General features: G+C 56.6%; 18 protein-coding genes and 3 pseudogenes. 13 read left to right on the forward strand and 8 right to left on the reverse strand.

Annotated features, from left to right (window positions below):
- Positions 1–70: 70 nt before the first annotated feature.
- Positions 71–1,009, reverse strand: coding sequence for a phytanoyl-CoA dioxygenase family protein (locus ACI2KA_RS22280; RefSeq protein WP_404504641.1), 939 nt, complete (start codon positions 1,007–1,009; stop codon positions 71–73).
- A 131-nt stretch (positions 1,010–1,140) separates the two neighbouring features.
- On the opposite strand from ACI2KA_RS22280, the gene ACI2KA_RS22285 reads away from it, so the two are divergent.
- From ACI2KA_RS22285 to ACI2KA_RS22335, 11 genes and pseudogenes are all read left to right on the forward strand, one after another.
- On the forward strand, positions 1,141–2,013 hold the full coding sequence (locus tag ACI2KA_RS22285) for a helix-turn-helix domain-containing protein (RefSeq protein WP_404504642.1): 873 nt from the start codon (positions 1,141–1,143) through the stop codon (positions 2,011–2,013).
- A gap of 15 nt (positions 2,014–2,028) precedes the next feature.
- Positions 2,029–2,943 carry a (2Fe-2S)-binding protein gene (locus ACI2KA_RS22290; RefSeq protein WP_404504643.1) on the forward strand — a complete coding sequence of 305 codons (915 nt, stop codon included), beginning with the start codon at positions 2,029–2,031 and terminating at the stop codon, positions 2,941–2,943.
- A 195-nt stretch (positions 2,944–3,138) separates the two neighbouring features.
- Positions 3,139–5,511, forward strand: a complete 2,373-nt coding sequence (locus tag ACI2KA_RS22295) for a TonB-dependent receptor domain-containing protein (protein WP_404504644.1) — start codon at positions 3,139–3,141, stop codon at positions 5,509–5,511.
- Positions 5,512–5,564: 53 nt separating this feature from the next.
- On the forward strand, positions 5,565–6,485 hold the full coding sequence (locus ACI2KA_RS22300; RefSeq protein WP_404504645.1) for an iron-siderophore ABC transporter substrate-binding protein: 921 nt from the start codon (positions 5,565–5,567) through the stop codon (positions 6,483–6,485).
- Positions 6,485–7,534 carry a FecCD family ABC transporter permease gene (locus ACI2KA_RS22305; RefSeq protein ID WP_404504670.1) on the forward strand — a complete coding sequence of 350 codons (1,050 nt, stop codon included), beginning with the start codon at positions 6,485–6,487 and terminating at the stop codon, positions 7,532–7,534. The genes ACI2KA_RS22300 and ACI2KA_RS22305 overlap by 1 nt, the downstream gene beginning before the upstream one ends.
- Positions 7,531–8,505 (forward strand): FecCD family ABC transporter permease, encoded by a 975-nt coding sequence (locus tag ACI2KA_RS22310; protein WP_404504646.1) that lies wholly within the window; start codon positions 7,531–7,533, stop codon positions 8,503–8,505. Before ACI2KA_RS22305 ends, ACI2KA_RS22310 begins: the two co-directional genes overlap by 4 nt.
- Entirely contained in the window at positions 8,498–9,292 is a 795-nt protein-coding gene (locus tag ACI2KA_RS22315) for an ABC transporter ATP-binding protein (protein ID WP_404504647.1), read from the forward strand. Before ACI2KA_RS22310 ends, ACI2KA_RS22315 begins: the two co-directional genes overlap by 8 nt.
- Positions 9,293–9,655: 363 nt before the next feature.
- Positions 9,656–10,198 (forward strand): RNA polymerase sigma factor, encoded by a 543-nt coding sequence (locus tag ACI2KA_RS22320; RefSeq protein ID WP_404504648.1) that lies wholly within the window; start codon positions 9,656–9,658, stop codon positions 10,196–10,198.
- Positions 10,199–10,245: 47 nt separating this feature from the next.
- The gene (locus tag ACI2KA_RS22325) at positions 10,246–11,217 is read left to right on the forward strand and encodes a FecR family protein (protein ID WP_404504649.1); all 972 of its coding nucleotides are present in this window, start codon (positions 10,246–10,248) and stop codon (positions 11,215–11,217) included.
- A 149-nt stretch (positions 11,218–11,366) separates the two neighbouring features.
- Positions 11,367–12,364: pseudogene (gene istA / locus ACI2KA_RS22330) on the forward strand (IS21 family transposase); the annotation flags it as partial.
- A pseudogene (locus ACI2KA_RS22335) lies at positions 12,333–12,565 on the forward strand (ATP-binding protein); the annotation flags it as partial. The pseudogenes istA and ACI2KA_RS22335, both read left to right, overlap by 32 nt.
- A 264-nt stretch (positions 12,566–12,829) precedes the next feature.
- Here ACI2KA_RS22335 and ACI2KA_RS22340 read toward each other — a convergent pair.
- The 5 genes and pseudogenes from ACI2KA_RS22340 to ACI2KA_RS22360 all read right to left on the reverse strand — a co-directional run bounded on the left by ACI2KA_RS22340 (position 12,830) and on the right by ACI2KA_RS22360 (position 16,910).
- Entirely contained in the window at positions 12,830–13,060 is a 231-nt protein-coding gene (locus ACI2KA_RS22340) for a DUF1778 domain-containing protein (RefSeq protein ID WP_404504650.1), read from the reverse strand.
- Between the two features lie 208 nt (positions 13,061–13,268).
- The gene (locus ACI2KA_RS22345; RefSeq protein ID WP_404504651.1) at positions 13,269–14,399 is read right to left on the reverse strand and encodes a DUF6551 family protein; all 1,131 of its coding nucleotides are present in this window, start codon (positions 14,397–14,399) and stop codon (positions 13,269–13,271) included.
- 113 nt (positions 14,400–14,512) lie between these two features.
- Positions 14,513–16,135 (reverse strand): recombinase family protein, encoded by a 1,623-nt coding sequence (locus tag ACI2KA_RS22350; protein WP_404504652.1) that lies wholly within the window; start codon positions 16,133–16,135, stop codon positions 14,513–14,515.
- Between the two features lie 175 nt (positions 16,136–16,310).
- A pseudogene (locus ACI2KA_RS22355) lies at positions 16,311–16,605 on the reverse strand (type II toxin-antitoxin system RelE/ParE family toxin).
- Positions 16,602–16,910, reverse strand: coding sequence for a type II toxin-antitoxin system RelB/DinJ family antitoxin (locus ACI2KA_RS22360; protein WP_404504653.1), 309 nt, complete (start codon positions 16,908–16,910; stop codon positions 16,602–16,604). The pseudogene ACI2KA_RS22355 and the gene ACI2KA_RS22360 overlap by 4 nt, the downstream one beginning before the upstream one ends.
- 535 nt (positions 16,911–17,445) lie before the next feature.
- On the opposite strand from ACI2KA_RS22360, the gene ACI2KA_RS22365 reads away from it, so the two are divergent.
- Together ACI2KA_RS22365 and ACI2KA_RS22370 are read left to right on the forward strand one after the other, a co-directional pair.
- On the forward strand, positions 17,446–18,726 hold the full coding sequence (locus tag ACI2KA_RS22365; protein WP_404504654.1) for a hypothetical protein: 1,281 nt from the start codon (positions 17,446–17,448) through the stop codon (positions 18,724–18,726).
- A 351-nt stretch (positions 18,727–19,077) separates the two neighbouring features.
- The gene (locus ACI2KA_RS22370; RefSeq protein ID WP_404504655.1) at positions 19,078–20,133 is read left to right on the forward strand and encodes a hypothetical protein; all 1,056 of its coding nucleotides are present in this window, start codon (positions 19,078–19,080) and stop codon (positions 20,131–20,133) included.
- A 25-nt stretch (positions 20,134–20,158) separates the two neighbouring features.
- Here ACI2KA_RS22370 and ACI2KA_RS22375 read toward each other — a convergent pair whose 3' ends face one another.
- Both ACI2KA_RS22375 and ACI2KA_RS22380 read right to left on the reverse strand, forming a co-directional pair.
- Complete coding sequence (locus ACI2KA_RS22375; protein ID WP_404504656.1) at positions 20,159–20,956, reverse strand: hypothetical protein; 798 nt, start codon at positions 20,954–20,956, stop codon at positions 20,159–20,161.
- Entirely contained in the window at positions 20,932–21,516 is a 585-nt protein-coding gene (locus ACI2KA_RS22380; protein WP_404504657.1) for a class I SAM-dependent methyltransferase, read from the reverse strand. The genes ACI2KA_RS22375 and ACI2KA_RS22380 overlap by 25 nt, the downstream gene beginning before the upstream one ends.
- Position 21,517: the final 1 nt, after the last annotated feature.

Consider the following 21,517-nt stretch of genomic DNA (forward strand, 5'->3'; position numbering starts at 1 on the left):
CCGCGGATCGCCGGCAGGATAAAATGACCACCCCTGGGGGCGGCCATTTCTTCTGCGTGTTCGATGCGCGTCACCAGCGGGTCAGGCCAAGCAGCTTTTCGCCGAGCGGGTTGAGCCTGGCGGTTTCGGCATAGCGTTTCTCCCATTCGCGCGGATCACCGGGAAAGGCGTCGCGCTGCGGATGATCGAGCTCCTTCCAGAGCCGGATCCGCTCCTGCCGTTCCACCTCATTGTCGAATTCCGCCGGGTGCATGGAGATATATTGCGCCATGCGCACACGCCCATCGGAATGATTGGGACGCACGCCATGGGCCAGCAGCGAGTTGAAGATCATCAGGTCGCCCGGTTCCATGTCGATATTGACGACGGACAGACCAGCCATATCCGGATGCATCGGATCGCGATCTTCCGGCTGCGTCTTCACCCACTCGTCAAAATGTTCAAAAAGATAGGGCACGCACTGAAACCCGCCGACATCGCCGTCCTGTTTCTGCAGGCTCAGCACGCCCTGCACGCCGATCGGCAGCGGGCGGATGGACGTGTCCACATCCCAGTGGATGAAGCCGTTGGGATTGCCTTTCACCTTTTTCGGCGGATTGAGATTGGCGCGGTCGATGGTGACCCACAGATCCTCCCGGTCCCATATGTCGACGAAGACGTCGTAGACCCGCTGCTCTACACGATTGTCCCAGAGATACTGGTGATTATAGATCTCCAGCATGCCGGTATTGTTCAATTCCTTCATCTTGTGTTCGCGTCTTTGCGGCGCATACCACGTCGAAGCGTCGGCCGGATCCTTCTCATCGAATTTCCAGAGCAGATCGACAAGGCGTTCCACATTCGCCGCAGGCACCGCCTGACGGACAATGATATATCCCCTCGTCGTCCAGTGCTGCCAGTCCGCTTCCGACAGGACGCGCAGCGGCAAGGTCTTGTTGATATCCTTGAGCTGCGTCGTGGCGGCCGTCGTCGGATGGCTGTCGCGTTTGATTGCCGCGGTGGATTGCATGTCGTTCTCCCATCATCATCTCCCTGACCATCAGGCGATGACAGGAAAGCTACGGTTTTCCGGGACGTCGTGTTGTGCGCAGACGGACAATACTGATACTATTCCGGCGTATAAATCCAAACGAGCGCGGAATGAGGCCACATCTCGAACATCTGCCGACATCGCCGGATTCGTCCTGGAGCAGGCTCAACCGGCGGCTTGACGACGCCATTCCGTTCGAATGGCACCACCATCCCGAGTTCGAGCTGACGCTGACGCTGAATTCCCGCGGACAGCGTTTCGTGGGTAATCATGTTGCCGATTACGATCACGGCGATCTCGTGCTCATCGGCCCGAACCTGCCGCACACCTGGGCGTCGCGTGACAAACTCGATCCGGCTGGACCACATGTCGCCCTCGTCTTCTGGTTCAGGAAAGAATGGATCGAAGGACTGGCAGGCGGATCGGTGGAACTGGCGCCCGTCAGGCGCATGATTCGAAACGCCGCAACCGGGCTGGCGTTCGATCCCGCACTCGGCCGGGCTCTGGCGGATGATTTTGAAGCGATATTCGCCCATCCGCCGGTCAGGCAGCTGACCGGCCTTCTGGATATTCTGGCGCGGCTGGCGGCAGAAGACGGCGGCGCGCCCCTTTCAACCGTCGTGCCGCAGCAGGTGGAAGGGGACCGTTCACGGATTGACCGTGTCCTGAGCCATCTGCACCGTCACTACCATGAACCGCTCCGCATGGAGCGGATTGCCGCAATAGCCGCCCTCAGTGAATCCGGCCTGCACCGCATGTTCAGGAAACATACGCAGGTCAGCATGTCCGATTACCTCATCAGCCTCAGGGTCGGCGAGGCTTGCGCCCGGCTTTCAGGCACAACCCAGCCGATCCGACATATCGCTGCGGATGTCGGTTATGCCTCTCTGGCCAATTTCAATCGCCAGTTCCTGCGTCTGCGCGGCATGACACCACGCGACTACCGCGCCTCGTTTCACGGCGCCAGCAAGCAAATCCGGTAACAGGGCGAAGTGACCGTGTCCCGCATCGTGTCACAACCTGTCTTGGCCGATAACGGCATTGGCCAAGAAAGCAGGAACCGGACCCCGAAACCGCATGCCACGACCGTTCTCCAGCAGTCCATGTGGCCCGAAGTGCCGTGCAGCACCGGCGCGATGCTTCCCGGCTGGACAACCGCTGCCGAGCTGTTTTCCAGCCCTTCGGCATTGCAGGAATTCCTGGATTATGAGGGGTCGTTCGATCCCGGCGTCGACCTCAAAAGTCGCGCCGCATTTCTGATGAGCGACTATTGCTACATCTTCTTCATGGCCACCGTTCCCTTGCTGGTTGGCCGCAGCATCGTGCCTGATATGTCGCCTGATGCCTTTTCGCTGCAGTTCTATACCTATCATGGCGAGCATGACGGAGAGCCGATGACGGTGCGGCGGACCCGCGTCAGGCTGTTGTCACCGCAGATATTTGCGGAGCGGGATGACGGGCGGCATTCGATGGTCACGGACTACGCAGGCCTCTGCGAGCATTTCAGGATGGGCGTCGAGCAACATTTCCATCCGCTGGTGGAAGCATTGGCAAAAAGAACCGGCTTTTCGAAGAATGCGCAGTGGCGGCTGGTGGGAGACGCCATTGCCGGCAGATTTCTCGACGTCGGAAGACGGTTCGGCTGTCTCGCCGATGCGCTGTCGACGGCAATGGCGATCGTCAAGGTACAGGGATCGCCGCTGAACAACCGTCAGCTGGGGTATTTTGACCTTACCCTGCATGACAGCGCATTGAAGGAACCATTCACCTACACGTTTCGCGCGCGGGGCGGATGCTGCCGGTACTATACCGTTGAGGGCGCGGAAAAGTGCCCGACCTGCGTATTGAAGTCGAGCGATGAACGGGACGCCTGTCTGCTGCAGGAAATGCGTGTCCATTTCTGCCTGAAGTAGAATTATTATTTTTCATAAATTTATTTCGACTTGAGAGTCCCATAGCCCCTTCCCTGTTCGTCTTCAGCATGAGTGGGCGGATATTGCCGCCTTTTGTCTGACTAGCTTATCGAGCGCGCGGGAGCGGGGGCTTCAATGGAATGCAAGGGAATTAACGGCAGAACGGCTCGAACCGGTCTGGCTGGATGGGTGGCGATGCTGCTCGCAACTTCGGTTTCTGCTCTGGCCATGCATGCGCCGGCCGCAGCGCAGGGTACCGGCCAGGCAAGCGCCTCACCACGACAGATTTCGATTACCGCCGGGCCGCTCACCACCGCCCTCAATCAGCTTGCCACACAAACCGGCCTGCAGATCATGTTTGACGGATCGGTTGCCAATGGCAAAAGGTCCCGCGGTGCCTCCGGCAATCTGACGCCGTCCCAGGCGCTTGACGCAGTGCTTGCCGGCACCGGCGTCCAGTCGCGTTTCGCCGGTCAAAATCAGATCGTCCTCAGCGTTGCCGCGAATAATACCGATGCCGTCGGCAGCGACGGCACGACGGTGCTGCAGGCGATCACGATTTACGGCGCCCGCAATGCCACGACGCTGGCCAGCACGTCTTCGAGCATCGGTATCGTCACCGCGCAGGAAATTGCCGATGGGCAGATACACAGTTTTCGCGACAGCTTCCGACGCATGGCGAACGTGATGGATGCCGACTGGGTGGATGGCGGTTTCATCATTCGTGGCGTCAATTCGGAAGGCCTGGTTCCCGGCGGAGCGCCGCTGGCATCGCTTTACGTCGATGGCGTTCAGCAGACGGTGCGTGGTGCACGACGCGGCGCGCGCGGATTGTTCGACGTCGAGCAGGTCGAGGTCTATCGTGGTCCGCAGTCAACCCTTTCTGGACGCGCCGCCATGGCCGGTGCAGTCTACATCAAGACCAAGGATCCGACGTTCGAGAAGGAAGCCGAGGTTTCAGCCACGATCGGCACCGGCAATCTCTACGGCACCGCATTCATGGTCAATACGCCGCTGATGGACGACCAGCTTGCCGTTCGCATCTCCGGCGAAATCCAGAGAAGCGAAAACGACATCAACTATCCGACCTTTGCGGGTTACGATCGATATAACGATTTCACGCACGATCTCTATTACCAGATCCGCGGCAAGGTGCTGTTCGAACCGGCAGAAATGCCGGAGACGCGCGCCCTCTTCAGTTATTCATTCTCCCATGACGACCCCTATGTCCGCGACATTGGCGGCCCGGCAGGCGCGTCGCGCTTCCGTTTCGATGAGAAACGCGGCGATTATCAAATCCCTGCCTACATAGAATATCGCCCGACCGAAGTGCATAATGTCGGACTGGAAATCACGCATGATTTTTCAGACGAGTTGAAGCTGACCTCCCTTTCAACCTTCAGCTATTCCGACACCGACCGCTTCTCGCCCAACTATGGGACCGCGGGCGAAATCAACACCTATCATGGATACTACAAGGAATTTATCGCCTCACAGGAGCTGCGCCTCAACTATGAAGGCGACAAATGGGACTGGGTCAGCGGCGTCTATTTCTCCTATGAAGACGAGAAGAATTTCTACGACCGCACCATTCCGCTGAGCGCCACCGTCAACCGCAACCAATTCCAGCGCAATACGCAGAAATCATTCAATGCCGCCCTGTTCGGAGAGGCGACATATGAATTCGTTCCGACGTGGAAAATCACCCTTGGCGGCCGTCTCGATTATACGGATCAGGACATAACGCAGTATCTTCTGCGAACGCAGCCGCTTGGCGGCACCCGGACGGTTCTGACGGACTATGCGGCATCCTTCCACGAAACCAACTTCGTGCCGAAAATCGGCCTGTCGAAGGAACTGACCGACACCCAGACTGTCGGGGTTACCTATTCCCAGGGGTTCAGGACAGGCGGCGCCAGCTATGATTCCTTCCGGCGCACCGCCTATACCTACGAACCCGAAACGGCCTCCACCTATGAACTCTTCTACAAGGGAACCTTCCTGGACGACCGGCTGACCCTGAACTCCAACATCTTCTACACCAAATATTCGGACCAACAGGTCCAGATGCAGCTTGATCCCACGGATGCAACGACCCGTCGCATCATCAATGCGGCATCGTCGGAAGCATGGGGCTTCGAGTTCGAGCCATCGTTCAAGGTAACTGACAATCTCGAGACCTTCGCCTCGCTCGGTTATGTCCATACCGAGTTCAAGGACTTCAACGACCTCGCCTACGGCAATCTGTCCGGCCTGCCTTTCCCGGAAGCGCCTGAGTGGTCACTCGGCCTTGGCGCCCGCTACACCTTCGATAATGGCGTCTATGTCGGCGCGGACGCGAAATATACGTCGAGCTATCTGGCGCGGCTGGGCAGCCTGCCGCACGACTATCTCGACAGCCGCTGGATCGTGAACCTGCAGGCCGGCTACAAGACCGAGCGGTGGGAACTCAACGCCTTCGCACAAAACCTTCTGGACGAGGAATATTTTGTCTACAATGACAATGATATCGCCGCCACGCTCGGCGAGCGCCGCAGCGTCGGTCTGAACCTGAAGGTCAAATTCTGATCCATTTCCTGCGCGGCTTCCACGCCGCGCAGGTTTCCATTCTGGAGTAAAGAATGATCCTGCGATCGTTTGTCATCTTGCTGATCGGGCTTTTTGCCTCCGGTGCCTCGGTGCAATGTCCGGGCAAGTCGGTGACATCAGGGGTTTATGACGCCCCCCTCTGTGTGCCGGATGCACCACGCAGGATCGTCGCGCTTGATCCGTTCTACAATCTGGGAATGGCGCTAGAGCTGGGCCTGCCGCTGGTCGGCGCACCGCTTTTGACCGTTCAGGATCGCGATCTGAAGGAAAAGGCCGAGGAAGCCTCCGTTTCCGATATCGGCGACGCGCGTCAGCCGAGCCTGGAACGCATCGTTGCCCTGAAACCCGATCTCATCATCGGCGACGCAACGCTGCATGGCCAATCCTACCAGAACTTCGCCAAGATCGCGCCGACCGCCCTCATCGACGCAAAGGACTGGAAGGAACATTTCAGCACCCTGGCGATGATTACCGGAAAAAGCGCCGATGCGACCCGAATGCTGGCGGGCTACGAACAACGGGTCGCAGCCATCAGAACCAAGACAGGCTCCCGCACGATGTCGGTTCTGCGGGTAACGCCGAGCGGCTTTCATCTCTATCTCGACGGCCCGGCCGCTTATGCGCCCTATGCGGTTCTGCGTGATGCCGGCGTCAAGCGAAGCGCCTACGAAACGACGCAGGATAATACGGTCTTCAAGCGGCCGGAATGGGAAGACCTCGCCCTTCTCGACGGTGACATCCTCCTTTACGTCGTTGCCGCCGGATATGACGCGAACCAGGACGATGCGCTTGCCGCGCGCACAACCAGCAACCCGTTCTGGCAAATGTTGCCGGCGGTCGCCTCTGGAAACGCCCACCGGGTCACGCGCGAAACATGGATGGGCTTCAACGGCATCGGCTCCGCAAACAGGGTTCTCGATGACATCGAGCAATATCTGCCGGGCAAACCGTGATACCGTTTCGCAGACCGTCAGGAGCAGAAACACCGGTCCATTCACGCCGTGCAGAGTTTTCCTGTGCGGCCTTGCTTATTCTTGCAATCGCATGCCTGCTGGTTTCTGCGGTCGTGGCCATAACGGCCGGGCCAAACCCCATGTCGCCGTCGACGGTGCTGTCTGCAATCTTCCGCTTTGACGGCTCGCGCGATCATCTCGTCGTGACATTGCTGCGCTTGCCCCGCGTTGCAGCGGCGATGATCGCCGGAGCCGGCCTTGCGGTATCAGGCGCAATCATGCAGGCGGTAACAAGAAACCCTCTGGCATCGCCGGGTCTTCTTGGCATCAATGCCGGTGCGGCTTTCGCGGTTGTCGCCAGCCTGACGATCCTTGGCGCTTCGGGTGGCAATGCGCAGGTCTGGTATGCTTTTGCCGGTGCGGCACTGGCAGCATTGTGCGTTTTCTTCATCGGTTCCGTCGGCCGCATCGGCGCGACCCCGCTGGCGATGGTGCTGGCCGGAGCGGTGGTCGCAACATTCCTCACCTCGCTTACCACGGCAATTCTGATCTTCGACCAGACGACACTCGATGCGGTGCGCCTGTGGACCGTCGGTTCCTTGAGCGGCCGGACCATGGATCAGGTCTTCACCGTCATGCCTTATTCGCTTGCCGGACTGTTCGGATCACTTGTCCTTGCCCGACACCTGACGACCCTGAGCCTTGGCACCGATGTCGCCACCGCGCTTGGCCAGAACCCGGCCCTCTGGCGCAGCCTGTCGGTCATCGTCGTCATTCTCCTGTCCGGCAGCGCCGTCGCACTTGCCGGCCCGGTCGGCTTCGTCGGTCTCGTTGTGCCGCACATCGTGCGCCTGGCAATCAGTGTCGATTACCGCTGGGTCGTTCCCTTCAGCGCCGTCATCGGAGCGATCATGGTGGTCGTCGCCGATCTCGCCGGACGGATCATCCTTGCCAACCAGAGTTTTCCTGTTGGCGTCACGATGGCGCTGATTGGAGCGCCGTTTTTCCTCTGGCTGGCGCGTTATCGCACGGGGGCAGGCAAGCCGTGACACGCGCGATAACTGTTCTCATCATTTTCAACCTGCTGGCCGTGGTTGCTGCAATGATGTGGGGTGACCAATCGATTGCCTGGCGTGACGTTGCCAATGCGGTCATCGGTGGGGCCTCATCCGACCTGCAGATGATCGTCATCGAATTCCGGCTATCGAGGGCTATTCTGGCCCTGCTTGCGGGCGCAGGCCTTGCCGTTGCAGGGACGATTTCGCAAACCGTCATGCGCAATCCCCTGGCGGAGCCCGGCGTTCTCGGCATCAATGCCGGCGCAGCGCTTTTCGCAAGCGTGGTGATCATCGTTTTTGCCGACGTTTCACCAGCTGTTCTGCCGTGGGCGGGCTTTGCAGGGGCCATCACCATGGCGGCGGCCGTTTACGCCCTGTCCTGGAAACGGGGAACCTCTTCTCTGCGGATCATCCTTGTCGGCATCGGCTTAAGCGCGCTCGCCGGCGCGGGAACCAGTTTTCTGACCGCATTCGGCAATGTCGTTGATGTTCAGCGCGCGATGATCTGGCTTTCGGGCAGTGTTTACGGCGCCGACTGGACCAAGGTCCGAAGTCTCCTGATCTGGCTCGCCGCTCCGCTCGCCCTGAGCTGGTTCTCCTGCCGGCAACTGGATCTCATCCGCTTCGGCGACGATGTGGCGACGGGCTTGGGACAGAGGGTCAATCTCATGCGGGCATTCCTGATATTGCTCTGCACGTTGATATCGGGAGCGACCGTCGCCATGGTTGGGCTGGTGGGTTTTGTCGGACTGATCGCCCCGCATATTGCAAGGCGGATCGCCGGCCATTCCCATCGAGCCCTCATTCCCGTTGCCGGGCTGACAGGCGGTCTTCTGCTGTTGATCGCCGATATTGTCGGCCGCACGGTCATCGCACCGGCGCAGCTGCCGGCCGGTATCGTCACGGCCCTGCTGGGTGCTCCATTTTTTGCCTATCTTCTGAAGGGTCGCAGGCATGTCTGAACATTATCGCCTCGCGACACGAGCGCTTTCCCTTGGATATAACGGCTCCGTCATCGTCGACGACCTGAACCTCGAAATCCCATCCGGGCGCTTCACCGTTCTCGTCGGCCAAAACGGCTGCGGCAAATCCACGATATTGCGCGCGCTTGCCGGGCTTCTCGCCCCGATGAAGGGAGAGATATTTCTCAATGGCAGGCCGACACGCAAAATGCCGTCACGGGAACGGGCAAAACAGATCGGCGTCCTCACGCAAGGACCCCAGGCCCCGGAAGGATTGACGGTCGCCGAACTGGTCCGTCAGGGGCGTTATCCGCATCGCAGGCTTTTCGAGCGATGGTCCAGCCGTGATGAGGATGCCTGCGCCCATGCCCTTGATCTGACCAACATGACGTCGCTCTCCGACCGACAGGTGGAATCCCTGTCAGGCGGCCAGCGACAACGCGCATGGATCGCCATGGCGCTCGCCCAGGAAACGGACATTCTTCTTCTCGATGAACCGACGACGTTCCTCGATCTCGCCCACCAGATCGAGATACTGGATCTGATCCGGCGGCTTGTTCATGATCGGGGTCGTACCATCGTCGCGGTGCTCCACGATCTCAACCAGGCTGCCCGCTACGCCGATGAGGTCGTTCTCATCAGGGACGGCAGGATATTTGACGCCGGCGCCCCAAGCGCCGTCATTACGGACAGGAATGTTCTCGATGTCTTCGGCGTGAACGCCGTTATCATGCCGGATCCGCTTTCGGGAACACCGATGTGTGTCCCCGTCCCGTCCCGGGGCTGAGCGGAGCCGCGACCTGTGGCGGCCTCGCAACATTCGTTAGGTTTTTCATAAATTACAATCCTGCCTCCCGCGTCTCTGCGCCTTCCTTCACGGGCCAAAAGATGCAATGAATCCAGACGTAAACATGATAAAAAATATCCTCTTTTTACGTTGGAGGATTTTTTCTCGGCATAAGCCGTAAATCATTGCACTTGCATCGCTTTTTCCCTGCGATTAGAAATTCCTCACTGGCAATGGCGGCGTAAAAACTTTGATGCCGGATGATGACCGGGTTCGGACGAAGGCCATGGAGAGTTCCGGTTTGGGCTCAGTATCCGCCCCTTCAGTTGTCGCAGATTGCAGCTTACGGAGATCAGGAAAGCGATGCGGACGTCGACGGCTACCCTCAACCAAGGTAACGGAACCGACCTGCTGAACAGGGCGATCGTCGAGCATTACGGCGACATCATCAAGGCCGTGGGTGGACGCAGCCGTTCAGACGGAGCCGCGCGGGAAATCGTCCACGATCTCTACGTAAAACTCGCATTGCAGCCGGAGGCACTCTCCGGCAAACGATCGATAAAAGCATTTCTTTGCCGCGCCGCTTCCAATATGCGGATCGACCGGATCAGACGCGAGCAATTCGAGTCCAGGCTTTTTTCCGGCTCGGATGAAGATGCGAGAGCGGTGGTCGCGACGGACAGCGCTCCCGACCAGGGGCTGGATGTCGAGGCGCGGTTGGCCATCCTGAAACAGGCCATTGCCGACCTGCCCGAAAAACGGCGAACAGCCTTCGTGCTGCACAGGCTGCATCATCTGTCGCCAGATCAGATTGCCGCAAAGCTGAAAATTTCACGCAATATGGTCGACCGGCACCTCAGGCGCGCGCTCAGCCATTGCCTCGACCGCCTTTTCGAAATGGAGTAAACATCCCAATCCACGCAGTTCATTCGTCTACACATGGGAGAGCATAATTGGAGCGTTCCGTGCAACGTAGACGTCTGACGCGCGATCAGCGCAAGCGAAACAGAGAGGCGTCCGACTGGGTCTTTCGCAACCGAGACCCGGAACAGCCCGAAACGGAACGGGCGGAGTTCCGTCGCTGGATGGAGCAGGATCCGGAGAACTGTCGAGCCTACACGGCTGCGACGCGCATTCTCGGCGAAGCGAGAACTGCGATCCGCTCCGATGCCGGGCTTCGTGACATGCCGGTTGAGACTTCACCGCGCGGACGCAACGCGATCATCTCTTCAATCGTGGCAATCATTTCGGCCGGCGCACTCTTCATTGCCTTGGATGGCCCCATGCGTCTGAGCGCGGATGTCATGTCCGGCGCCGGCGAAATGCCGGAAGTCACGCTGGAAGATGGTTCGCGGATCCAGTTGAACGCATCGTCGGCAATCGCACTCGACTTCACCAGCGGTCGAAGGACGGTTCGGCTCCTGCGCGGGCAGGCCTTCTTCCAGGTGGCTCCGGATGAGAAACGTCCGTTCTCCGTCAGCACCGAGGATACGTTGGTCACAGCCCTAGGCACGGCTTTCGATGTTCGACAAAGCGCGACAGACACGCGTGTTGCCGTAACGGAACATTCCGTAAGGGTAGAGTTCAAGACTGAGGGAAGCATCCCGGTAAAACTCGGGGAAGGTGAAGAAATGCTTCATCTGAACGAGACAGGCGAAAGCACGATCCGGAAAACCGATGCCGCGACTGCTCTCGCCTGGCGTCGCGGCCAGCTCACCGTGGATAACGTGCCGCTTTCCTACGTTATCGAGGAAATACAGCGGCATTTTCGCGGGCGTATCGTCATAGGAGACGAAGCGACCGCTCGACGGATCGTCAGCGGCACGCTCTTCGTTACCGATACGGAGGGGGCACTGAACTTCCTGCGCACCGCCCTTAAGGTCCAGATATACAAGATTGGCCCCATCATCGTCGTAACGTCCTGACGCGACCAACTCCGGAAGCCATGGCGCGGGATTGAGAATTGACCCTTGTTTCAACCGTCCCTCCGCATGTTTTCAGCGGGTGCTATGGAGTGATCGACATGGCGCTGTTGAGCGTGATCCGCCGCTGGCATTTTCGATAGCATCTATCGATCCGGGAGATTTGCCGCAGGACCGGCTTGTCCCGGAATACCACCCGCAAATACCTGCGCCTGGACGACGTGGAGCCGAAGTTCTAGGTTCCGGAACGGCCGAGCAAACTTGACCCGTTTGCAGATCGGTTGTCAGCCTGGCTGAAGAGCTGATCCAAGAAGAACCGCAAACAGAAGCGGACGATGAAGCAGTTGCCTGCCGACGTGATGAGCCTTGGCTACGTGGTTCCTACAATCGGGTTGCGGGCTTTGCTCGGGAATGGCGTGATGACCAGTGAAGAGAACTGCAGACGGCGGGCTGCGGGACATATGTGCCCCTGGCATTCGATCCCGGTGAAGCTTTCCAGTTCGACTGGTCGGAAGACTGGGAGATTATCGGCAATGAGCGCACCAAGCTTCAGGTGGCGACACGAAGCTGAGCTACAGCCGCGCCTTCACCGTGCGGGCCTATCTCCTGCAGACGCACGAGATGCTGTTCGATGCCCATAATCATGCATTCCGCGTGTTTGGAGGCATCCCCGGCCGTGGCATCTACGACAACATGCGCACCGCGATCGACAAGGTCGGCCGTGGCAAAGAGCGTGACGTTAATGTCCGCTTCCAGGCGATGGCCAGCCACTACCTGTTCGAACCTGAGTTCTGCAATCCGGCTTCGGGCTGGGAGAAGGGACAGGTCGAGAAGAACGTGCAGGATGCGCGTCATCGTCTGTGGCAGTCCACGCCGCGCTTTTCCATCATTGGATGCTCTGAACGACTGGCTCGAGCATCGTTGCAAGGAGTTATGGGCACAGACCCTACATGGACAGATGCGTGGCTCCATTGGCGACATCTGGGCGGAGGAAGCACCCGCGCTCATGCTCATTACCCGGCCGTTCGATGGGTTTGTCGAATACACCAAGCGTGTCTCGCCGACTTGCCTCGTGCATCTGGAGCGCAATCGCTACAGCGTCCAACGCTGGAGCAGGAGAAGAGAAGACGCGAGGTCGGTCTGGCCAGATTGCCAACCGGCTTGTCCATTCCGATCTCGTTATCCTCGATGAGCTCGGATACTTGCCGTTCAGCGCGTGTCAGGCGGTGCGATGCCGTTCCATCTGCTGAGCAAGCTCTACGAGCGGACCAGCGTCATCATCACGACGAACCTTAGCTTTAGCGAATGGGCCAGCGTCTTCGGTGATGCAGATATGATCACAGCCTTGCTTGTGCTAGGCCCAAAACGCAAGAAAGCCCTCTACGATAAGAGGGCTTTCTTGTTGAATTTCTTCGTAAATCTGGTTGCGGGGGCGAGCTTTCATCTTTACTTGCGCTCCAAGCAAGTAAAGATGGCTGCAGGTTTAAATCGCGCAATTTCAGATTATTTAACAATGGCTTCCGGGGATATCGTCATCCCGCAAGGCGAACTTTTTGCAACATGGGCATAGCTACTTCGCCTTCAAACCAGGGGGCGAGCAACCAGTGAAGCCCAATCACTTATCGGCAGTCTGTCCTCGTTCCCAAGGCGCTGGCCGATTTATCAGTTCGACCATTTCCGGAACCGGAGCAGCCGGCTCGGATAAAGCCAGGCAAAAATCCGAAAACCCTTCGGGGGTCATAACAATCAAACGCCCATTTATCACGTCGTCTGCTAATCTTAGAATGGCGGTATGCGCAAACTCCACCGGCGACTGACCGCATTGATCGGCTGCACGCTTAACCACTACGGCGTCCGCTTCCGAGAGCCATATCGTTTAATGTCTTTTGACTCTTCCAAACGATGTACCCGATTGCGATTATGACGTTCGCCCTTCTACAGCACGACAGAAAGGCCTGACTACCATTCTAATTTCGAGAAAGCACAATCGCCTGAACATCTGAAGTGCAGTCTGCCGCGCTCTCCATTGAGCGCGGCAGATGATTATCAAACAGTCATGCATCTGCCCTGTTCAACGCTTTGAGGACGGCTTTTGACAATGCGAACGCACGGGCGTCACCTCCCTTTTGATCCCGAACCATCCCGCTCAATTCCGCCATAGAGAACCTCCTCAGCATTGGTACGAGTTCGTCAGAATCAAAGTCCTCTGGAGGATTGGCAAAAACGCGCACGAGCGCACCGAAGATCGAAGCACCGTGTGTAAGTGGTTCACCCTTGTATGCTTCGGCCATGCAGGTCAGGGCAGCCGAAACGACTGCGTCACCATGTCTGCGAAGCGCAGTGGCAATCGAAGACGTAAAAGTGACATCTCCTGGCTTCCATGCAGTTGACGAAGTGCTTCGGGCGATAGTCAATCCTGCCTCAGACACCAGCCGTCGAATATCCAGAGCATCCTCATCGCCGGCAGCAAGGGCCGCGTGGAAGTCATCCATACGGTTCATCGCCTTGCGCGCCCTGTTCGCAACAATGAACATGCGTGCCTCGTCTTCTGGGCTGCCATAGGTGAAAAGGCAGCAAGGCAACTGCGGTAAATCTCCCCGGCGCACCGCTGCAGCCCAGCGATGCTGTCCGTCGATGATTACCTTTGAACCGTCAGGCCGCCGCGATACCACCAGAGGCGCACAAAGCCGCCAATCGAAGTTTGCGGCGATGCTAGCGATGAGGCGGCGCGATCCGTCGTTGTCGATAGATCGCTGATAAGAACTGTCGACCGTCAGTTCGGTAACATGCACCCACTCGATACTTGGCATGGTGCCACGCGGCGCGCCAAAGGCGATCTTCCGTTCGCTTCCGCGCTTCCCTCCAGAACCGGTTTTACTTTTCGTGCCAAACTGGGCGGATTTCCCTGGGCCGATAGCCGTGATTTCCGGAACGATTTCGGCAGTGAAACCCGCTAGAAGTTCAGGAACTTCCTCCGGTTCGCGGCACCACAACTTGCCACCATGTTCAATGACAACATGGCCAGCGTGAACGCGAGTTGCGCCGAGAGGTGTCGGGATCAGGAAAGATCCGTTGGGTGACTTGTCTTCCGTTATTCGATCGCAAACCCAGGGCGGCATCGCAGAACCGTCGTTAAGCCATGTACGAATGCTCCCGGCCAGCGGTATTGATTGCTGTTGCGTCATGATCGTTCTCCTGAAACGTCGCGGCCCTATGCGCACGACGCCGCAGGCTATGGGCGGTATGTTTCACTAACGAGAACGAACGAGCAGCTGGGAAAATTGGCGGGCAGCTATTATTATTTCATGGTTTTATTCAATGGCTGCCACGCCGGCGAGAATCTGCAAGTGCTGCGAGCTATTCCGGGAATAACGTTGATCGTTCCAACCATTCGCTTGAACTGCAGGACATCATACTCCGTATCGCTCGCCTGCAATCTGGCAATCAAAGTTTGCAGCTCGTTCCACTTCCGCTCAGGTTCCCGTTTTGCAGGCACCAACATCCTTGCGCTGAGCTGTAATCTCGCTCGCAGGCTTTCGGCTTGATCCTCGAGCTGCTGGAAGCGCATCTTCAAGGCTGGCGTATATAGCCCATCCTCGATGGCGGACATCAGTCCCTGAAGTCGTCGGTCAATCTTCTCAAGCTGCAACCGATCCTTTTGCATCTGGCGGCTCTGCTCATCGGCGTTCATCTGCTCGTCGTTGGTCAATGCGTCCGCGTGATGGGTGATCGACATGGCAGTCTCGGCAAGAATATCCCTGACCGCTGCTTCCATCACTCTTCGCTGGACCGTCTTGCCATTGCAATAGGTCTTTCGCCGGTAATGTTCCGCACAGCCGTAACGATCCCTCCCGACGTTACAGAACTCGCCACCGCATTGCGCACAGGTCAGGAGACGATAGAGGTTCGAGGGAGCCATCTTGAGGCCAAGAGCCCGAGCTTCTCTGGATTTCCGGACACCGTCACGAACACCTCCATGACGCCGCTCCGCCTCCTGTTGCCGATCCTTCACCGCCTGCCACAAGCCTTCGTCGATAATCCGCAGATGGGGAACATCCTTTATGACCCATTCCGTTTCTGGGTTAAGGCGTACCTGACGCTTTCCGGTGATTGGATCCTTGATGAAACGCTGGCGATTCCAGACGAGTTCCCCGCGATAAAGTGCATTGTTGAGGATACCGGTTCCTCTCGCCCGATGCCCACGAATGGTTGTGGCACCCCAGGAATGTCCGCCCGGTCCCTGAACAATTTCCCGGTTCAGCGCTGCCGCAATGGCATTGGGCGTCTCCCCCCTGGCAAAGGCTGTAAAGATGCGACGGACGATAATCGCCTGCCGCTCGTTGATGCAGCGGCCTCCGGCACCGCCTTCACCATCACTGGATACGTCATAGCCGTAGGCGAGACCTCCGCCCGAACGGCCCTTCTCGATCCGTCCGCATTGGCCACGTTTCGTCTTCTCAGCCAGATCCCTCAGGAATAGCGCATTCATCGTGCCCTTGAGGCCGATATGCATCTCATCGATCAATCCTTCGGCCACCGTATGCAGGGCAATTCCCCGAAATCGAAGGGCCTTGTAAATATGAGCCATGTCCTCCTGGTCGCGGGAAATCCGATCGAGCGCCTCAGCGCACAAGGTGTCGAACCAGCCTGCCCGCGCATCATCCAGCAACCGGGCGATTCCCTCCCTGCCGCGGATGCTGGCACCAGAGATGGCTTCATCGCGATAATACCCGACGACCTTCCACCCCTGACGCTCTGCGAATTGGTGGCAAAGGTTGAATTGATCGTCAATCGACTGCGAGCTCTGGAGATCGGAGGAGTATCGGGCATAGAGGGCAACGTTCGGCATCGGCATTCCTGGCATTTCAAAGGGGGAACGCCCTTTGCCAGCAACCAGGGCAAGAGAGAAGTTGTAGGTCACATTATCCAGAGGAAAGCAGGAGGACTTTACACTCCGGCATCACGCAAAAGGCGCCGAAGTATTACCCCCTGTCCGATACCGCCAATCGACCATCAGTGGTGTGAGAAGGAAATATCGAGGCTATTGAACGGAATCGAATTGGCGACCCGTTGATCCCAGACATGAAGTTCGAAGCCTAGCTGGTAGGAATAGTGTCTGGCCATTCCTGTGCGCCATGAAGTACGCGGAGAATGCGAACCACCGATTGCGTTACAGCATAAGCCGCGACATATGGGGTACCGTTGATCACCAGTTCGCGCGTCCCGGCAATTCTGCCAACACGACCACTCGCCGGAAAATCAATTAAGCGACGAGCAGCCGCGACGATCCGTTCGTCGACGATGAATGGCAGCTGAGGGACTATCCGCCTCGATAAAGGTGAAGATGGCGTCTCGATCTGACAACGCGAACGCTGACCAGGTAAGCTTCACGACTTGCGCGCCGCTGCTTTAACGCGCGCTGCCGCTCGCCGTTTTTCGAAATGAGCCTCGACTTCATCATCCGAAACATCAGGTCGCGTGTCGTTCAGCGCTTCAAGGACCTTGCTGCGAAACCAAGCATCATGAGCTTCGCTGCCTGATATAAGTTCGAGCGGTAATGCTCCCTCGTTCGCCGTCCGGGTGAGTAAGATACGAACCGCGTCCGACACTGTAAGACCCATGCTCTCAAGCACCGCAGAGGCACGATCTCGAACGTCAGCGTCAATGCGCGTTTGAACGAGTGCGTTCGAAGCCATAGTTATCTCCAACTGACAGACCAATCGTAATGCATATGAATTACAACGTCTATAGAAGATTTCCGTGTGCGCCACGCCGCTGCATTCTTCGCCTTGAAAGGAATCGAACCATCGACACGCAATTCGTCCATACTAAGCCATTATATTAATTGCTTTTTTCGAATTGGCACGCCCATGGCGGCATAAGAGCCAAGGTTGGCCGCCGCTCATCAATCCTCACTCACCTACGGGATGAAACTCTAACGCCATTTCTTGATATTGCGTATGGATGAGCTTCGGGGAGGTTTTGATGGATACGAAAATTCATTAATTGTTTTTTTTACCAGTCATCCACTTTAGAGAGTAGCATGTGAACTGGCATTCATCACATCTTCGATAGCGACACAGCACGGCTGGCAATCAAGATAGCGTTTAAGGGTCGCTAAAGCAGGCATGCTGCTTACCGGCTCAAAAAAAGGTGTCTCTCGAAAGCCCAGCAAAGCTTCCTCTCTCCCGTGTTGATGGTACGCTATCACCATTAGAGATGGAGGTGCTGATGAAACTGACCCGTTCGGAGTTATTCAGGAAGGTATGTGAGTTGCCACTGAGTAAACTTGGACCGGAACTGGAGACAACAGGTACTGCTCTGGCCGCGATCTGCAAGCAGTATCAAATTCCTTATCCGGGATCGGGATACTGGACACGGAAATCGTTGGGCCTTGCTCCTGATCTCCCTATCCTTCCAGAGGGACCGGATGATACTATCGAGATCGCAACGCGAGTGGTTACCCCACGAAAGCCGCGGGCGCCAAGGTCAGAGGCCGCTCCCTCCACTAAGATCAAGTCAGGCCCGAAGCATCGTCGGTCAGAACATCATTCATTGCTCTTCGGAGTGGAGGAACACTTTCGGAAAACAAGGGCTGCCGACAAGGGTGAGTTTCTGCGTCCATGGAAGAGGCTCTTACCGGATATAATATCATCACAGGAGATGCTGCCCCAAGCACTTACAATTGCAAACAAGCTGTACCTGGCCTTCAGCGAAGTCGGCGTGAACGTTCAGATCGCTGCAGCGGCTGAAAATCTTTCGAGAATTCAGATCGAGGAACGCGAGGTCGAGCTTAAAGACCGTAAGTATGGGCGTTACAGTTTTGGTACCATCTGGGCTCCGGACAGGCCGACCGTCGTATTCATTGACAACGTGCCCATCGGCTTGACCGTCACGGAGATGACTGAACGCGTAACAATGAGATACGTCAATGGCGACTATTATCGGGAGGATAGCAAGCTCGTCAGGTCGCTGAAAAGCTGGCAGTTAACGCACTCGTGGACTACGGAACAGGATTTACCTTCAGGGCGCTTCAGAATTGTTGCCTACTCCCCGAAACGCGGTGTTGACTGGACGCATCAGTGGCAGGATTCAGAATCGGAAGAAGTGTCCAATAAGATACCGGAAATCGTTCAGGCATTAAGGGCGACCAAAGGGAAGCTGCTCGCAATGATGCTTGCTGAAGATGAAGCTGAGGTCAAGCGAAAGAAAGAGCAGGAAGAGGAATGGGAACGTTATCGTCGCCGTGAAGATGCCAGGCAGGCTGAGCAGGCTCTCCAGACCAGCCAGAAGCAACTTGCCGAGATCATCGACAGTTGGGGGCGGACGATAGTCGTTGAGCGCTTCTTTGCGGACGCAGAGGCGCGTCTGGAGGGTTCGGACGAAGGGCGAAAGCAGCGACTGAAAGAACGACTTGCGCTTGCTCGCCAGATGATGGGAAGCGTTGATCCGTTGGATTTTATCGACAACTGGCAAGCACCTGAAGATCGATATCGCTCGAAATATGATTGATCTGCAGGCGAGCGCCGACGTCTAAGGTGAAGATGGAAATTTTGCCGTCACTTTCCATTCTCGAGGTAGCTCGGGTGATAAAAACCACTTAACCGGAACTATATCTTTCTTGTCCGAAGATACTCCTATGTCGCCTTAAGGGGCGCGACAGGGAGGCAAGTCCCTCACAGCGCTCGTGTTTCTTCCGCGGAAACACCGCAGGTGTTCACTGCATTTGGCCTGGAGTTAAGAGATGTCCTTTGCATCGCTAAGAGGCTTCTTGACGCAGCCGCCGATCTAGGGATCCTGCTTCGTGAGCTTTCCGGTCCGATCCAACTGCTTTCAGCGCCTAACCATTGAAGGTGAACAGAAATGCCGATACTCGACGCAGGAGCTTACTCACAACCGAACACTGAATATTTGTTGTCGATGCTAATTGAGCTCTCTGGTGATGAAGCCTTTCACGAAAAGAACGATGTGTTCTTTTTTAATCTTTACCTCGGTGACCAATACGTGGCCTTCCCTAACGGCATGAGTCGTTTCCATCTATGCAGAAATATGGACTACGGTTATCTGTTCGCAATTTTTCACACAGTTCGCCGACAAGATGTCATTGGTGAAAATGTGATGTTCCCGGATTACAGGGATACCTGTTTGACTTTACTTTGGACTGCGGAATCCGACTGCAACGACCACGTCACCGCCGCATTGAATTATGCAGACGAAGTAATCAGAAATCTGGAGTTTGCCACGGGTAGAGCGATTCCGATTGGCCTTGGCGAAATGCAGAGACAATCGAACTTCGAAGTCGCGCATGTGAAAGTGGTTGAAGGGATCGTTGATCGGATATCGCTACAGCACGACCGTAGACATGTGCCTACCCTCACTCCCGAGATTGCGCCCATACTCAATGCTCTCATGGGTTTCGACGACGAATACGAAAAAATCAAGAATTCTAAACCCGTGAAGTCTGTCACCCATGCGGGGCGTTGGCAGCAGAAGGCGATACGTGCTCATGGGAGTGGCGAATATGCCGATTGTGTCATTTGCTCGGCAGTATGGGCCGAGACGTTCTTGGTCCGAATCACTTCCGAGCTCATGGCTCTACTGGGGGAGCCTATCGCCGACCTGAGAGCCGAGATGCAACGGGGGATCCCGCAATTCCTAAACCGCTATCTCGGATCGAAGCTTTTGAAAGGAAACTGGGATCACACTTCACCGCTGACCCATGTGGGGAAGTGGCATCAAATAGCTTACAGTCTACGCAGTCGCGTTATGCATGAGGGCCACCTTCCAACGGCTGACGAGGCTTATGACTGCTACGAGACGACACACGATTTCGTACGTCATGTGAGCAAAGAGATTGGAAAGCTGAAGGATCCGAGGCTTGCTGCCGCGTCACGCTTTTTCAAACATATGCCGTCGTGAGCGGCACCCAATTTCTTCGTAATCGTCATAACTTAAGCGATTCAATCGGCCTATGTTTTTTACCCGGTTTTGCGAGAAGAACTATAATGCGGGAGTTTAGGCGAGCGATCTCCTTACTGATGGCGTCATCCAATTCGCGCGGATAGACGTTATCTTTAAATCGATCAGATTTTCGATCGAGCAAACCCTCGCTCGCTAGCTCCAACAAGCAGTAGTGCGCGCTGGCTTTCGCGAGGATGGGAATAAGCTGGAGATCAACCAATCCAGATTTTTCGCGAATCAGATCTCGAAGCGCCGCCGCATTCGTGATCATCTTCTCAATAATAGCTTTGTCGCTACCATCCAAACTTGCTCGCCAAGCCGGATCGGTAAGCGCGATCAATGTTCGAAACTTATCATCTACCGCTTTGTGTCTGTTCCTGAATTCAAGCGACAACAACTCGTTCTCTCTTGAGATTTGGTTGAACGGGCCATAAAACTCGTTCAGCCTCGTCTGAAGCTCCTTGATCTCGACTTCGTTGGACTTTTGCCTGAGGGTGGACGTTGTGTTTCGAAGGGCGAACCATACACCGAAAATGGCTGCAAACGCACTAGCTAGCCCACTTCCCACTGAACCAGTCAAAATCTCTCGCCAAAGCGGCTTGCTTGGCTGGTCTAATCGGATTGCGGGTATCTCAGCAACTGTAACGGCAAAGCTCTGTGGAACAGCCGTCATTGCCGGCTGTCCAGCTTGCCAAGCAATTTCAGAAGCAATGGCATCCGTTGCCAGGAATGCAAATATACTAAATATGATCGCGTTTATGATGCGAATGCGCGTATCCATTTTTCACCATTTTTTGAAAACTCTTGGTCAAACTCAAGTCGTACGTCCCGAAAACCGGCAGATCTCAGCATACCCTCCCACTCATCGGGCATCACGTAAGTGAAAAATCGTTGGTCAGACGTCCGGCTCTCTCCCTCACCCATCTTTAAAGAGGTGAAAAGTGTGCCTCGCGGGCGTATAACTCGGCGAGCCTCCAGTAGGCCATCGGTCATTTCGCCTCTGCGCAGATGCAAAAAGGACGCAGATGCCCAGACGCCGTCAAATGATCGGGTGGAAAATGGCAGCTGAGCGATGTCCGCAACGACGACAGGGCGATGAGCGAACGCCGCGGCATGTCGAGCCAACCCGAGCGATATGTCCAATCCGAGTGCATCACAGCCGCGTTCGGCAAGATACTTCAAATCCCGGCCGCTTCCGCAACCCAAGTCCAGAACTCGCGCGTTCGATGACAACTGATCGAGGAATTGATCTATCTGCTGGGTCATCGACAGACTGGCGGTGAAACCAGCATATCGAGCGGCGTTCTCGTCATAGAAATGGACTGTTTGAGGATCGCTCACA

Origin of the sequence: Agrobacterium sp. NPDC089420 (assembly GCF_044900305.1) — a bacterium.
In the GTDB taxonomy this organism is placed as follows: Bacteria; Pseudomonadota; Alphaproteobacteria; order Rhizobiales; family Rhizobiaceae; genus Agrobacterium.